We start from the raw sequence: 15,440 nt of genomic DNA on the forward strand, positions 1-15,440 counted from the left end.
AGGGTCCTGCAGCAACGTTGCTGCGGGACCTTTTTTTATGTCCCTGCCCCGGGACTCCTGACGGCGGGCGAAGGGCTTCCCCTCCCGCATGGTAACTTCTCCGGATGCTCAGGAAATGATGACAAATGGGAGCTTAATAGAAAATGCCGAAGCTTATTAATATTGATAATGCATTCAGCGCTATCTGTTAGTGAGGAAATAGTCTATTCCTATCTATTTATGTTGAAAAACATGTCGGGCTAATAGCATATTACATCTTCATGACTGTGAAATTAAAATCTTTTCTTTTGAGCGGAAATATTTCCTTCGAAATAGTAGGTGATTAAGGCTTATTTAGTATATTTGACTTCAGATATTGTAACAATTACAATTGCTAAAATTGTAAGTTTATATAACTAAAGTTTAATAATTATTATGGAAAACAAAATTCAGGAGCTCACTGATAAGATTTATCGTGAAGGGGTGGAAAAGGGTAATGAAGAAGCGCAGCGACTTATCGAAGAGGCTCAGAAGAAAGCTCAGAAGTTGATTGCTGATGCAGAGAAGGAAGCTGAAGGAATTATAGCTAATGCTCGTAAATCTGCTGATGAATTAACGGAGAACACAAAGTCCGAATTGAAGTTGTTTGCGGGACAGGCCCTGAATGCACTGAAAACAGAAGTTACTAATTTATTGACAAATCAGACTGTTTCGGATGCAGTAAAAGGATTTATTGCAGATAAAGATTATTTCAACAAATTTATTGTAGCATTGGCTACTCAATGGTCAGCAAACGAACCCATTGTCATTTCTGTAAAAGATGCTGAATCATTAAAGAAGTATTTTGCCTCGGATGTTAAGTCTTTGCTTGATAAGGGGGTTAAAATAGAAGAAGTAAATGGGGCCAAGGCGCTTTTTTCTGTTTCACCGGCAGATGGATCGTATAAAGTGAATTTTGGTGAAGAGGAATTTGAAAATTACTTTAAAGAGTTTCTTCGTCCTCAGCTAGTCGAAATGTTGTTTTAACAGAAAACTATGAGTACATATTATTGTCTGGTAGCTGGTTTGCCTGATATCTCACTGGATGATGGTAAATTAAGTTATTCTGTGGCTGATTTTAAGTCGGAGTTGTATCCAGAATTATCTGTTCAAGATCGGAAGCTGATAGATTTATTTTATCTAAAATTTGATAATACAGACTTGCTGAAGCTCTTGAAAAATAAGGATGTTGCGACAGAGGGGAGGGGAAATTTTTCATCTGAAGAATTACTCCAACTGATTGATGCTGTGCGCGATGGAGATATTCCGGATAAAAGATTTCCTTCCTATTTGGTAGATTTCGTTACTCAATATTTCAGACTTTCACAAGAAGAATTATATCGCGCTGAAGATATATTAGCTTCATTATATTTTTCTTATGGAATGGCATGCTGTAATGCCTTTATTGCCTCGTGGTTTGAGTTTAATTTAAACTTAAACAATATACTTGCTGCTTTGGCGGCGCGGAAATATAAAATGGATGTGTCAAATGTTATTGTCGGAGAAACAAGTATATGTGAGCAGTTGCGTACATCGAATGCACGTGATTTTGGATTAAACGAAACACTTGAATATTTTGAAACATTGCAGCGTATTTCTGATATTGAGGAACTGGTAGAACGAGAGAAAAAGGTCGATACGTTAAAGTGGAAATGGCTGGAAGATGAATCTTTCTTTCATTATTTTACAATTGAGCGTGTCTTCGTTTTCTTGATGCAACTTGAAATGATTGAACGTTGGATTTCATTGGATAAGGATAAAGGAAATGAATTGTTCCGCAAAATGATTCAGAATTTAAAGAATGAAGTTCAAATACCAGAAGAATTTAGAAAATAATAAAAAAAGATAAGAATGGCAACAAAAGGAACTGTTTTAGGCGTTATCGCCAATATGGTTACGCTGACTGTTGACGGTCCTGTGGCTCAGAATGAGATCTGTTATATAACTACCGGAGGTGACCGTTTGATGGCCGAAGTTATCAAGGTTGTGGGTAAAAATGTATATGTACAGGTGTTCGAAAGTACACGTGGACTGAAAGTTGGAGCCGAGGCCGAATTTACAGGTCATATGTTGGAAGTAACTTTGGGACCGGGCATGCTATCGAAAAATTATGATGGCTTGCAGAATGACCTTGACAAAATGGAAGGAATCTTCCTGAAACGTGGACAATATACTTATCCATTGGATAAGGAAAAGAAATGGCATTTTAAGCCAATAGTAAAGGTGAGTGATGAAGTAGGACCTTCTGCTTGGTTGGGTGAAGTGGAAGAGAACCATCAGCCGTTGAAGATTATGGTACCTTTTCAACTTCATGGAACTTACAAGGTGAAGTCGATTGTTGTAGAAGGTGATTATACTATCGAAGATACAGTCGTTGTTTTGACAAATAAGGAAGGTGAAGACATTAAAGTAAATATGATTCAGAAATGGCCGGTGAAAAAGGCTATGACGAATTATGTTGAAAAGCCACGTCCGTATAAATTGCTGGAAACAGGTGTGCGCGTCATTGATACAATGAATCCGATTGTAGAAGGAGGTACAGGTTTTATTCCTGGTCCGTTTGGAACGGGAAAGACTGTGTTGCAGCATGCTATTTCTAAACAAGCTGAAGCTGATATCGTTATTATAGCTGCTTGTGGTGAACGTGCGAATGAGGTAGTAGAAATCTTTACGGAGTTCCCCGAACTGGTAGATCCACATACTGGTCGTAAGCTGATGGAGCGTACAATTATCGTTGCAAATACTTCTAATATGCCGGTTGCAGCACGTGAGGCATCTGTATACACTGCTATGACAATGGCTGAATTTTATCGTGCCATGGGATTGAAGGTCTTGTTGATGGCCGACTCTACCTCTCGTTGGGCACAGGCTTTGCGTGAAATGTCTAACCGTATGGAGGAACTTCCGGGACCAGATGCGTTTCCGATGGATATTTCTGCTATTATATCCAATTTCTATGGACGTGCCGGATTCGTACATCTGTATAATGGTGCAACTGGTTCTATTACTTTTATCGGAACGGTATCACCGGCAGGTGGTAACCTGAAAGAGCCGGTAACGGAAAATACAAAAAAGGTAGCACGATGTTTTTATGCTTTGGAGCAGGAACGTGCCGACCGTAAACGTTATCCAGCTGTAAACCCGATTGACTCATATTCAAAGTATTTGGAATATCCGGAATTTGAAAAATATATTACAGAGCGTATCAATGGACAGTGGACAGGAAAAGTGAATGAACTGAAAACTCGTTTGTTGCGTGGAAAGGAAATTGCCGAACAGATTAATATTTTAGGGGATGATGGTGTTCCTGTAGAATATCATGTAATTTTCTGGAAGTCGGAACTGATTGACTTTGTTATCTTGCAGCAGGATGCGTTCGATGAAGTAGATTCTGTTACTCCGATGGAGCGTCAGGAGGATATTGTGAATATGATTATTGATATTTGTCACACGGACTTCAAGTTTGAGACCTTTGTGGAGGTAATGGATTACTTCAAGAAAATGATAAATATTTGTAAGCAGATGAACTACTCTAAGTATAAATCTGAACAATATGAAGATTTCCGTAAGCAGCTTGCTACATTGGTTGCCGAAAGAAGTGTGAAGTAAACTTATAAAGTAAAAGAAAATGGCAACAAAAGCGTTTCAAAAAATATATACTAAAATTAGCCAGATTACAAAGGCTACATGTTCGTTGAAAGCAACGGAGGTGGGCTATGATGAACTGGCTATGGTGAATGGCAAGCTGGCCCAGGTGGTTAAGATTGCTGGTGATGAGGTAACACTCCAGGTATTTGAAGGTACAGAAGGCATTCCGACTAATGCAGAAGTTGTATTCTTAGGTAAATCGCCTACGCTGAAAGTAAGCGAACAGCTTGCGGGACGTTTCTTTAATGCTTTCGGTGAGCCTATTGACGGGGGACCGGAGATTGAGGGTACAGAAGTCGAAATTGGCGGACCATCGGTAAATCCTGTACGTCGAAAACAGCCTTCTGAGTTGATTGCAACTGGTATAGCGGGTATCGATTTAAATAATACGTTGGTGTCCGGACAGAAAATCCCGTTTTTTGCAGATCCTGATCAGCCTTTCAATCAGGTGATGGCGAATGTGGCATTACGCGCGGAAACGGATAAAATTATTCTGGGCGGTATGGGTATGACGAACGATGACTACTTGTATTTTAAGAATGTCTTCTCGAATGCTGGTGCGTTGGATCGTATTATCAGTTTTGTAAATACTACCGAAAATCCTCCTGTAGAGCGTTTGCTGATTCCTGATATGGCTTTGACTGCTGCCGAATATTTTGCTGTTGAGCATAATCAGAAGGTGTTGGTTCTGCTTACAGATATGACTTCGTATGCTGATGCGCTTGCTATCGTGTCGAACCGTATGGACCAGATTCCATCGAAAGATTCTATGCCGGGCTCATTGTATTCAGATTTGGCGAAGATCTATGAAAAGGCTGTACAGTTCCCGACCGGAGGTTCTATTACGATTATTGCGGTAACGACCTTGTCGGGCGGCGATATTACACATGCAGTTCCTGATAATACTGGATATATCACTGAAGGACAGTTGTTCTTACGTCGTGATAGTGACATCGGTAAGGTAATCGTAGACCCGTTCCGTTCATTGTCGCGTTTGAAACAGTTGGTTAGTGGTAAAAAAACACGTAAAGATCATCCGCAGGTTATGAATGCAGCCGTACGTTTGTATGCTGATGCAGCTAATGCGAAGACTAAGATGGAGAACGGTTTCGATTTGACCAACTACGACGAACGTGCACTGGCTTTTGCAAAGGATTATGCAAACCAGTTACTAGCTATCGATGTTAACCTGAATACAACAGAAATGCTTGATGTGACTTGGGGATTGTTCAGTAAATACTTTAAGCCGGAAGAAGTTAATATCAAGAAAGAATTTGTTGATCAGTACTGGAAAAAGTAATTCATAAATTCACAGAGAAATGGCTATAAAATTTCAATATAATAAAACTTCGTTGCAACAGCTTGAGAAGCAGCTCAAGATTCGTGTGCGTACGCTTCCTATTATTAAAAATAAGGAAAGTGCGCTGCGACTGGAGGTAAAGCGCTGCAAGACTGAGGCTGTGGAACTTGAAGGAAGCCTGGAAAAACAAATTCAGGCTTATGAAGCCATGTTCGCACTCTGGAATGAATTTGATGCTTCATTGATAAAGGTGAAGGATGTTCATTTGGGCGTACGTAAGATTGCTGGAGTACGTGTACCGCTTTTGGAAGATGTGGATTTTGAGATTCGGCCGTTTAGCTTATTTTGTAGTCCTAAATGGTATGCCGATGGTATTCACTTACTGAAAGAGTTGGCTCGTACAGCCATTGAAAGAGAATTTACACTCGCCAAATTGAGCTTGCTGGAACATGCGCGTAAGAAAACTACGCAGAAAGTGAATCTTTTTGAGAAGGTTCAGATACCCGGTTATCAGGATGCGCTGAGAAAAATCAAGCGTTTCATGGAAGATGAAGAGAACTTGTCGAAATCTTCTCAGAAGATTCTGAAATCGATTCAGGAAAAAAGAAAGGAGGCTGAGGTATGATTGCTAAGATGAAGAAACTTACGTTTCTGGTTTATCATAAAGAATATGATGCCTTTTTAAAGAGTATACGCGACTTGGGAGTGGTACATGTGGCTACCAAAGCACAAGGTAGTGCTGAGAATGCGGCCTTACAAGAAAGTATCCGCTTATCGGCACGTTATGCTGCAACTATAAAAATGTTGCAAGGCTTGAATATTCCTGCGGTTGCTCATACCGGAAATGTTGAGAAGGGAGAGGAAACCCTTGCGGAGTTTGAGGGCCTCCAACAACAGATACAACAGGTATCTCATAAACTTCAGGCTGTAGAAAAAGAACTTTTGCAATTGGAACCGTGGGGAAATTTTGAACCAACGAGCTTGGACCGCCTTCGTGATGCTGGTTATCAGATTGATTTCTACATTTGTTCTGATAAACAGTTTAAGGAGGAGTGGACTAATTTGTATAATGCAATAATTATCAATCATGTTGGTTCGAAGTTGTATTTTGTGACAGTTGTTCCGGTTGGTAAAAACGTCGACTTGGAAGTGGAAGCTGCTAAATTGCCGGATTGTTCTCTGTCTGACCTTCAGACACGGAAAGAGGATCTGATAAAGCAGAATGACGAACTGCAGACGCGAATGAAGGAACTGGCAGCATCTGCTATTCCTGATTTGCAAGTTGCGCAAGCACAGGTGCATTCGCAGATAGAGTTCTCTAAAGTTGTATTGAATACGGATTCACTTGCTGATAATAAATTGATGTTGTTGCAAGGATGGGCGCCGGCCGAACGTATTGGCGAAATAGAGCGTTTCTTGGAAACAAAGGAGGTGTACTACGAAGTAGCAGATCCTACTCCAGAGGATGATGTCCCTATTTTGCTTGATAACAAAGGATTCTTCCGGCTCTTTGAACCGATAATGCGTTTGTATATGCTTCCGAAGTATAATGAATTGGATTTGACTCCGTTCTTTGCTCCATTTTTTATGCTGTTCTTCGGATTGTGTTTGGGTGATTCGGGTTATGGCTTGTTCATGTTGCTGGCTGTCACTATTTATCGGCTTGTAGCAAAGAACATATCAGCTTCGATGAAGCCAATTCTTACATTGGTACAGTTGCTGGGGGCTTCTACAATGGTGTGCGGGCTTTTGACTGGTACTTGTTTTGGATTTAATCTGTATGATATTCAACTTCCTCTTTTCCAGAGCTTGAAAGAAGCAATTTCGCTGGATAACCAGCAGATGTTCAATCTTTCTCTGATATTGGGAGGTGTACAGATTATCTTTGGTATGATACTAAAGGCTGTAAATCAGACAATCCAGTTCGGCTTTAAATATGCTGTCGCTACAATCGGATGGCTTTTTATCCTGGTTAGTACGGCTATTGCTTTTGCTGCTCCAGGCTTCATGCCGATGGGTGGAACGATTCATTTGGTCTTCTTGGTTATCGGAGTATTGATGGCCTACTTGTACAATAGTCCGGGAAAGAATGTTTTTATAAATATTGGTCTGGGACTATGGGATAGTTATAACATGGCTACAGGTCTGTTAGGTGATGTCTTGTCGTATGTCCGTCTGTTCGCATTAGGATTGTCGGGAGGAATTTTGGCAAGTGTATTTAATAGTTTGGCTGTGGGAATGAGTCCTGATAATGTCATTGCCGGTCCGATAGTTATGGTCTTGATTTTTGTAATCGGACATGCTATAAATATGTTTATGAATGTACTGGGAGCAATGGTGCACCCGATGCGTCTGACTTTTGTAGAGTTCTTTAAGAATTCGGGATATGAAGGAGGCGGAAAGGAATATAAACCTTTTAAAAACTAATAATAACAAAGTAAAAAACTAAAAATTAAATCTTATAAATTATGGAAATGAATCTTTTGATTGCCTACATTGGCATCGCAATTATGGTTGGTTTATCAGGAATTGGTAGTGCTTATGGCGTAACAATTGCAGGTAATGCTTCAATTGGAGCTTTGAAGAAAAATGATAGTGCATTTGGTAACTTCTTGGTCTTGACAGCCCTTCCGGGTACTCAGGGATTGTATGGTTTTGCCGGTTACTTTATGTTCCAGAGCATCTTTAATGTTTTGACTCCCGAAATTTCGGCTATTCAGGCTTGTGCTGTTCTTGGCTCTGGTATTGGCTTGGGATTGGTCGCATTGTTCTCGGCTATTCGTCAGGGACAGGTTTGCGCAAATGGTATTGCAGCTATCGGACAAGGACACAATGTATTTGGTAATACTTTGATTTTGGCCGTATTCCCGGAATTGTATGCAATTGTAGCTCTTGCTGCTACATTCTTGATGGGTTCTGCACTTGCATAAATTAGTATAATAAACGAGCGGGTATTGGAAGTCCTTTGAAAGAGTCTTCTGATATTTTCTCGAAACGCCTTGGCTTTAAAGGAATAAAGCCAAGGCGTTTTTTTATTAGTAATAGGTGAAAATGGAATAAAAAACTTTTATTTCTTCGCCTTATTAAATGTTTTTTGTAACTTCGTGCCTGATTTAGAAAATATTAAAGATGATGATGAAACAGCTATTAACACCTGATTACATTTTTGAATCGAGTTGGGAGGTGTGCAATAAGGTAGGGGGTATCTATACTGTACTATCAACAAGGGCGAAAACCCTGCAGAACGTATTTCCTGACAGGATTTTCTTTATTGGTCCGGATGTTTGGCTAGGAAAAGAGAATCCTCTATTTACCGAAGATGAAAAGATGTTGCTGGCATGGCGTAAACATGCTACAGAAGAAGATGGACTGAAAATACGTATAGGACGATGGAATGTCCCGGGACATCCAATTGCTATTTTAGTAGATTTCACTTCGTACTATGCTCAAAAGAATGATATTTATACCCAAGCATGGATCGACTTCCAAGTAGATTCCCTTCACGCTTATGGTGATTATGATGAAGCATCCATGTTCTCATATGCAGCAGGAAAGGTAGTAGAAAGCTATTATAGGTATAACTTGAAAGCCTCTGATAAAGTTATTTATCAGGCACATGAATGGATGACCGGACTGGGAGCCTTATATATACAGAAACACGTTCCTGAAATTGCAACAATCTTCACTACTCACGCTACTTCTATCGGACGTTCAATTGCCGGAAACAATAAACCTCTTTACGATTATTTATTTGCTTATAATGGCGACCAGATGGCGCGGGAACTTAATATGGAGTCAAAACACTCTATTGAAAAGCAGACTGCACATCATGTAGATTGTTTTACTACGGTAAGTGAGATTACGAATCATGAATGTAGTGAATTGTTGGATAAGTCGGCAGATGTTGTTCTCATGAATGGCTTTGAGGATGATTTTGTTCCTAAGGGTACGGCTTTTGCTAAAAAACGTAAGCATGCCCGTGCCACTCTGTTGAACATGGCAAACAAACTAATGGGCATTCATCTTACCGATGAAACAATGATTATTGGAACCAGTGGACGCTATGAATTTAAGAATAAAGGAATCAATGTCTATCTGGAAGCATTGAACAGACTTACACGTGACAAGAACTTGAAGAAAGATATTCTGGCGTTTATCTATGTACCAGGATGGGTAGGTGAGGCTCGTGAAGATTTGCGTGAGCGTCTGGATAGTGGCAAAGACTATGATACTCCTCTGGAGTGTCCGTTTATTACCCATTGGTTGCATAACATGAGTCATGACCAGGTATTGGATATGTTGAAATATCTGAATATGTCTAATGCTGTGGATACAAAGGTAAAAGTTGTTTTTGTCCCTTGTTATCTGGATGGTAAAGATGGCATATTGAATGAGTTGTATTATGATCTACTGATTGGAATGGATTTAAGTGTTTATCCTTCATATTATGAACCATGGGGGTATACTCCGTTGGAGAGCATTGCTTTCAAAGTCCCTACTATTACTACCGATTTGGCCGGATTCGGATTATGGGTAAATTCCTTGAAAGGAAGTTACTCTATGTTGGAAGACGGAGTAAAAGTAATCCATCGTACAGATTACAATTATTCGGAAGTAGCAGATATGATAAAAGATACGATTACTGAATTTTCGACATTGACTGATACAGAGATTAATAAAATACGTAAGAATGCGGCAAATATTGCTGAAAAGGCACTGTGGAAACACTTTATACAGTACTACTATGAGGCCTACGACATTGCGTTACGTAATGCTGCAAAGCGCCTTTCTTTGAAATAACTTGAATTCTTATACTAATTTTAAGCAATATGAAAGTCAAAACGAATTATGCTAACGCTCCGGTATGGAGAGAGGTAAATGTAAAATCTCGTATTCCCGAATCATTGAAGATGTTGGGAAAAATGGCTCGTAATATTTGGTGGGCATGGAATGATGAAGCAACCGAGATGTTTAAAGAACTGGACCCTGAATTATGGCAGGTCGTAGGTCAGAACCCGGTCGCTTTGCTGGAACGTTTAAGTTACGAAAAACTTGAAGCGTTGTCTACAAACCATGAAGTTCTGGATAAAATAAATAGCATTTATAATAAATTCGAAGCATATATGAATGAGAAGCCTGATACTTCTCGTCCTTCCGTTGCCTATTTCTGTATGGAATACGGTCTGACTCATGTCTTGAAGATCTATTCTGGTGGTTTGGGTATTCTGGCGGGTGATTATCTGAAAGAAGCTTCAGACAGCAACGTTGATATGTGCGGTATCGGATTTTTGTATCGTTACGGCTATTTCACTCAGAGTTTGTCTATGGACGGACAGCAGATTGCCAATTATGAAGCACAGAACTTTGGAAGTCTTCCATTGGAACGTGTAACTGAAGAGAATGGTCAGCCGATGGTACTTGATGTTCCTTATTTGAATTATTATGTTCATGCATATGTATGGAGAGTAAATGTAGGTCGTGTACCTTTGTATTTGCTTGATACAGATAATGAAATGAACAGTGAGTTCGACCGTCCTATTACTTATCAGCTTTATGGTGGTGACTGGGAAAACCGTCTGAAACAGGAAATATTGTTAGGTATCGGTGGTGTCTTGCTGCTGAAGAAGTTAGGCATAAAGAAAGATGTATATCACTGCAACGAAGGTCATGCTGCATTATGTAACGTTCAGCGTTTGTGCGATTATGTAGAAAGCGGAATGTCGTTCGATGAAGCTTTGGAAGTAGTTCGTGCATCTTCATTGTACACTGTTCATACTCCGGTTCCTGCTGGTCATGATTATTTCGACGAAGGTTTGTTCGGAAAATACATGGGAGGTTATCCGCAGCGTATGGGTATTTCTTGGGATGATTTGATGGATTTAGGTCGTATCAATCCGGGTGATCACAATGAACGTTTCTGTATGTCTACTTTTGCTTGTAATACTTGCCAGGAAGTTAACGGTGTAAGTTGGCTGCACGGAAAAGTTTCTCAGGAAATGTTCTCTGGTATATGGAAGGGTTATTTCCCAGAAGAAAACCATGTAGGTTATGTAACTAACGGTGTACACTTCCCGACTTGGTGTGCTTCTGAATGGAAACAGTTGTATGCTAAATATTTTGACAAGGAATTCTTGAAAGATCAGTCCAATCCAAAAATTTGGGAAAAGATCTACAATGTGCCCGATGAAGAAATTTGGAAGACTCGTTTGGCATTAAAGAATAAGTTGATTAATTATATCCGTGATCAGTTCCGTGATACATGGTTGAAGAATCAGGGAGATCCTTCTCGTGTTGTATCATTGATGGATAAAATTAATCCGAATGCTTTGCTGATTGGTTTTGCCCGTCGTTTTGCTACTTATAAACGTGCACACTTGTTGTTTACTGATTTGGACCGTCTGTCTAAGATTGTAAATAACCCTGACTATCCGGTACAGTTCTTGTTTGCTGGTAAAGCACACCCACATGACGGTGCAGGACAAGGTCTGATTAAGAAGATTGTTGAAATTTCTCAGCGTCCTGAATTCTTGGGCAAGATTATTTTCCTTGAGAATTATGACATGAAACTGGCACGTCGCCTTGTTTCTGGTGTTGATATCTGGATGAATACTCCGACACGTCCGTTGGAAGCATCTGGTACATCAGGTGAAAAAGCCTTGATGAACGGTGTTGTAAACTTCTCTGTTCTTGATGGATGGTGGTTGGAAGGTTATCGTGAAGGTGCTGGTTGGGCCCTGACTGATAAACGTACTTACCAGAATCAGGAGTATCAGGATAAGTTGGATGCTGCAACTATCTATAGCATACTTGAAACAGAAATTTTACCGTTGTATTATGCGCGCAACAAGAAAGGATATTCTGAAGGATGGGTTAAGACTATCAAGAATTCTATTGCTCAGATTGCTCCTCACTATACAATGAAACGTCAGTTGGACGATTACTATCATAAGTTCTACAGTAAGGAAGCTAAACGTTTCCACGCATTGGCTGAAAATGATTTTGCTAAAGTCAAAGAATTGGCAAAATGGAAAGAAGAAGTTGCCGAGAAATGGGATTCTATTCAGGTCGTTTCAATGGATAAGTGCGAAGAGCTGCGTCAAGGCAATGTAGAAAGTGGTAAGGATTATACCATTACTTGTGTTGTCGATGAAAAGGGACTTGACGATGCTATAGGTATCGAAATGGTTGTAACTTATACCAATGTAGAAGGCAAGGAATATGTTTACTGTGTAGCTCCTATGGAAATGGTTAAACGTGAAGGTGATTTGTATACTTTCCAGGTTACTCATAGTCTGTCTAATGCCGGAAGCTTTAAAGTTGCTTACCGTATGTTCCCGAAGAATCCAGAATTACCTTATCGTCAGGACTTCTGCTATGTTCGCTGGTTCAATGAATAATAAATTTTAAATAGATAGATTAAGAGGCTATGATTTTCATAGCCTCTTAATTTTTATTAATACATGCAGTATTCGGTATTTTTTTACTTTAATAAATAGAAAAATGATAATTCTATGAATATTTTGAGAAAATACTGGGTCGCTGCTATATTCGTATTAGCGGGTATGTGGCAGTCTTGTAGCGATGATGATGGCTATTCTATTGGCGACATTGCTTCAGATTGGGTAACAGTTCGTGTAGAAGGAGAGGGTGTATATAGTTTTACAGGCGATACATGGGGGACAATGTTTCCAGCTGCCAATGGGATATGGAATTATTCTCTGGTAGAAGGACAGCGTGCCTTTTTAGTCTTCAATCCTTTGTTTGATAATTATTATGGCTATGATGTCGGCATCAAAGCTGAACAAATCTATCCTTTCCTGACGAAGGCGGTAGAAGACCTGACTCCCGAAAATGAAGATGAGTATGCCGATCATCCGGCATATCTGGAAAATTTATGGATTGGAGGTGGTTATCTGAATGTAATTTTTACTCAGAAACGTCCTTTGCAATATAAACATCGTGTCAGCTTGGTAAAAAGAGCAGATCAGCCTGATATTGCCGATGACGGCTATATACATTTGGAATATCGTTATAATACCTATGGCGATACGTTGGGCGGTCTTAATTTAAATCCTGGAGTCGTCTGTTATAATTTAAATACACTTCCACTTGATAAGGCAAAAGGCATTAAGCTGAAAGTCAATGAAGCCTATTATGGCGAACATATACTTACTTTCGATAATATGAACGAACCCATTCCTGATGATGCCAAGCATTTGTATGATGCTGGCAAAGAGGTAAAAGTGCAATAAGAAAATTATTGGCAGATATATGAACCAGACACATTCCATATTCTTTGGAAAGAAGAATAGGAATGTGTTTTTTTGTTTGTCAGTGTTTCTCCCGAAATTTGTTCAGTTATAGGTTATGAGAATAAAGGAATGTATTTGCATATCTCCATGAAAATCTTATTTTTGCCATAAAAAATAGAACTATGAAAATATTAATAGTAGAAGATGATAAAGATTTAAGGGAGATTACGACAAACTCCTTGGAAAAAGAACGTTATGTGGTATCTCAAGCACCGGATTATCGTACAGCCCTGCAGAAGATTGAAGATTATGACTACGATTGTATCTTGTTGGATATCATGCTTCCAGACGGTAATGGACTTGATTTGCTGGAGGAGCTTCATGCACTGGGAAAGCGTACGAATGTGATTATTTTATCAGCAAAAGATTCTTTGGAAGATAAAGTGAATGGACTCGATTTGGGGGCGGATGATTACCTGCCCAAGCCTTTTCATTTGGCCGAACTTCATGCACGCATAAAAAGTCTGTTCCGTCGTAACCTGCGCGATGGTGAACGCAAATTGCAAGTCGGGAATATAGAAGTTTTTCCCGATCAGTTTCGTGTGCTGGTACAAGGCAAAGAAATAGAGTTGAACCGGAAGGAATATGATATACTGATTTATTTTATGTCACGTCCGGGGCGTTTGGTAAATAAAAATACACTGGCAGAATCCGTCTGGGGCGACCATATTGATCAAGTTGACAATTTTGATTTTATTTATGCGCAAATAAAAAATTTGCGCAAACGTTTGAAAGATGCAGGAGCAACTCCCGAACTGAAATCTGTTTACGGCTTCGGATATAAATTTGTAGTCGAATGAAATTATTCCATTTAGTATTATGGCGTATCTCGCTGGCTTTGGTTATCGTTTTATCCTTGTGGGCCGGATTCTTTTACATAAAGATTGTCGATGAGGTAAATGATGAGGTCGACGATTCCTTGGAAGATTATTCCGAGGGGCTTATTATTCGTGCTTTGTCGGGAGAAGAAATGCCGGCAGCCAGCAATGGTTCCAACAACCAATATTATCTATACGAAGTCAGCAAATCTTATGCGGCATCTCATCCTCAAATAACTTACCGCGATGAGATGGTATTTATTACTGAAAAAGATGAAACGGAGCCGGCACGCGTTCTGATAACCATTTTCCGGACAGATGATGAACGTTATATGGAGCTGGTAGTTTATACACCGACCATTGAGAAACTTGATTTGTTAAGAGCTATTTTCTGGTGGATTGTATTTTTGTATGTTTTATTGCTACTGATTATTCTGCTGATAAATGTGTGGGTATTTCATAAAAATATGAAGCCACTGTATACATTACTCAGGTGGTTGGACAATTATCAGTTAGGAAAAAAGAATGCGCCGTTGGAAAATGAAACACGGGTTACCGAGTTTCGTCGACTGAATACGGCAGCAATGGCTTATGCCGAGCGTAGTGAGAAACTGTTTGAACAGCAGAAAGTATTTATTGGAAATGCTTCACATGAAATGCAGACACCGCTCGCCATTTGTCGTAACCGCCTGGAAATGCTTATGGAAGATGAAAACCTGACAGAACATCAGTTAAATGAGCTGATAAAGACACATCAGACCTTAGAGAATTTGACGCGTATGAACCGTTCTTTGCTGTTGCTGTGTAAAATAGAAAACGGTCAGTTTGCAGATACTCATTCTGTTTGTCTGAATGAAATTCTCAACCGTTATCTGGAGGACTACAAGGAAGTGTATGCTTATCGTAATATTACGGTGACGGTAGAAAGTGATTCGGAATTCTGCGTAGACATAAATGATGCCTTAGTGTCTGTACTGGTAACCAATTTGTTGAAAAACGCTTTTGTCCATAATGTAGATAACGGATTCATTCATATAAAGATAACTTCCAGTTCGTTCGAAATCAGCAATGCCGGCGAGGAAGCTCTGGACCGTGAGCGTATATTCGAGCGCTTCTATCAGGGACAGAAGAAAGAAGGCTCGACAGGGCTTGGTTTGGCTTTGGTTGATTCTATTTGTAAATCGAATCATTTACAGATTGCTTATGCTTATATAGACAACAGGCATGTATTTACATTAAGCCGATCGGAGTAGGGGTATTTCAATAATCTGGCAGTTTCGTATTATTCTGATTGGAGATGAATCCGAATTTTGAAAATTTCTGTCCTTATTTCATTTTCTTTTC

12 protein-coding genes are annotated in these 15,440 nt (G+C 39.6%); all 12 read left to right on the top strand.

Annotated features, from left to right (window positions below):
* The first annotated feature begins 414 nt into the window (after positions 1–414).
* The 12 genes from WKT12_RS09930 (at position 415) to WKT12_RS09985 (ending at position 15,349) form a co-directional block, all read left to right on the top strand.
* Positions 415–1,005, top strand: a complete 591-nt coding sequence (locus tag WKT12_RS09930) for a hypothetical protein (protein WP_021971448.1) — start codon at positions 415–417, stop codon at positions 1,003–1,005.
* A 9-nt stretch (positions 1,006–1,014) separates the two neighbouring features.
* On the top strand, positions 1,015–1,854 hold the full coding sequence (locus WKT12_RS09935) for a DUF2764 domain-containing protein (protein ID WP_340319596.1): 840 nt from the start codon (positions 1,015–1,017) through the stop codon (positions 1,852–1,854).
* Positions 1,855–1,869: 15 nt separating this feature from the next.
* Positions 1,870–3,627 carry a V-type ATP synthase subunit A gene (locus WKT12_RS09940; RefSeq protein ID WP_340319597.1) on the top strand — a complete coding sequence of 586 codons (1,758 nt, stop codon included), beginning with the start codon at positions 1,870–1,872 and terminating at the stop codon, positions 3,625–3,627.
* 19 nt (positions 3,628–3,646) lie between these two features.
* Entirely contained in the window at positions 3,647–4,966 is a 1,320-nt protein-coding gene (locus WKT12_RS09945; protein ID WP_021971451.1) for a V-type ATP synthase subunit B, read from the top strand.
* 19 nt (positions 4,967–4,985) lie between these two features.
* Positions 4,986–5,591 carry a V-type ATP synthase subunit D gene (locus WKT12_RS09950; protein WP_340319598.1) on the top strand — a complete coding sequence of 202 codons (606 nt, stop codon included), beginning with the start codon at positions 4,986–4,988 and terminating at the stop codon, positions 5,589–5,591.
* A complete protein-coding gene (locus tag WKT12_RS09955; protein ID WP_340319600.1) occupies positions 5,588–7,393 on the top strand; it encodes a V-type ATP synthase subunit I in 1,806 nt (601 codons plus the stop codon). Before WKT12_RS09950 ends, WKT12_RS09955 begins: the two co-directional genes overlap by 4 nt.
* Before the next feature lie 41 nt (positions 7,394–7,434).
* Positions 7,435–7,896 carry an ATP synthase subunit C gene (locus WKT12_RS09960; protein WP_021971454.1) on the top strand — a complete coding sequence of 154 codons (462 nt, stop codon included), beginning with the start codon at positions 7,435–7,437 and terminating at the stop codon, positions 7,894–7,896.
* A gap of 202 nt (positions 7,897–8,098) precedes the next feature.
* Complete coding sequence (locus tag WKT12_RS09965) at positions 8,099–9,766, top strand: glycosyltransferase (protein WP_340319635.1); 1,668 nt, start codon at positions 8,099–8,101, stop codon at positions 9,764–9,766.
* A gap of 29 nt (positions 9,767–9,795) precedes the next feature.
* A complete protein-coding gene (gene glgP, locus WKT12_RS09970) occupies positions 9,796–12,363 on the top strand; it encodes an alpha-glucan family phosphorylase (protein WP_021971456.1) in 2,568 nt (855 codons plus the stop codon).
* 114 nt (positions 12,364–12,477) lie between these two features.
* Positions 12,478–13,218, top strand: coding sequence for a NigD1/NigD2 family lipoprotein (locus WKT12_RS09975; protein ID WP_340319601.1), 741 nt, complete (start codon positions 12,478–12,480; stop codon positions 13,216–13,218).
* Positions 13,219–13,400: 182 nt separating this feature from the next.
* Positions 13,401–14,078 (top strand): response regulator transcription factor, encoded by a 678-nt coding sequence (locus WKT12_RS09980; protein ID WP_021971458.1) that lies wholly within the window; start codon positions 13,401–13,403, stop codon positions 14,076–14,078.
* Complete coding sequence (locus WKT12_RS09985; protein WP_340319602.1) at positions 14,075–15,349, top strand: sensor histidine kinase; 1,275 nt, start codon at positions 14,075–14,077, stop codon at positions 15,347–15,349. Before WKT12_RS09980 ends, WKT12_RS09985 begins: the two co-directional genes overlap by 4 nt.
* Positions 15,350–15,440 lie beyond the last annotated feature (91 nt).

The organism is Phocaeicola sp. HCN-6420, from assembly GCF_037890145.1.
In the GTDB taxonomy this organism is placed as follows: Bacteria; Bacteroidota; Bacteroidia; order Bacteroidales; family Bacteroidaceae; genus Phocaeicola.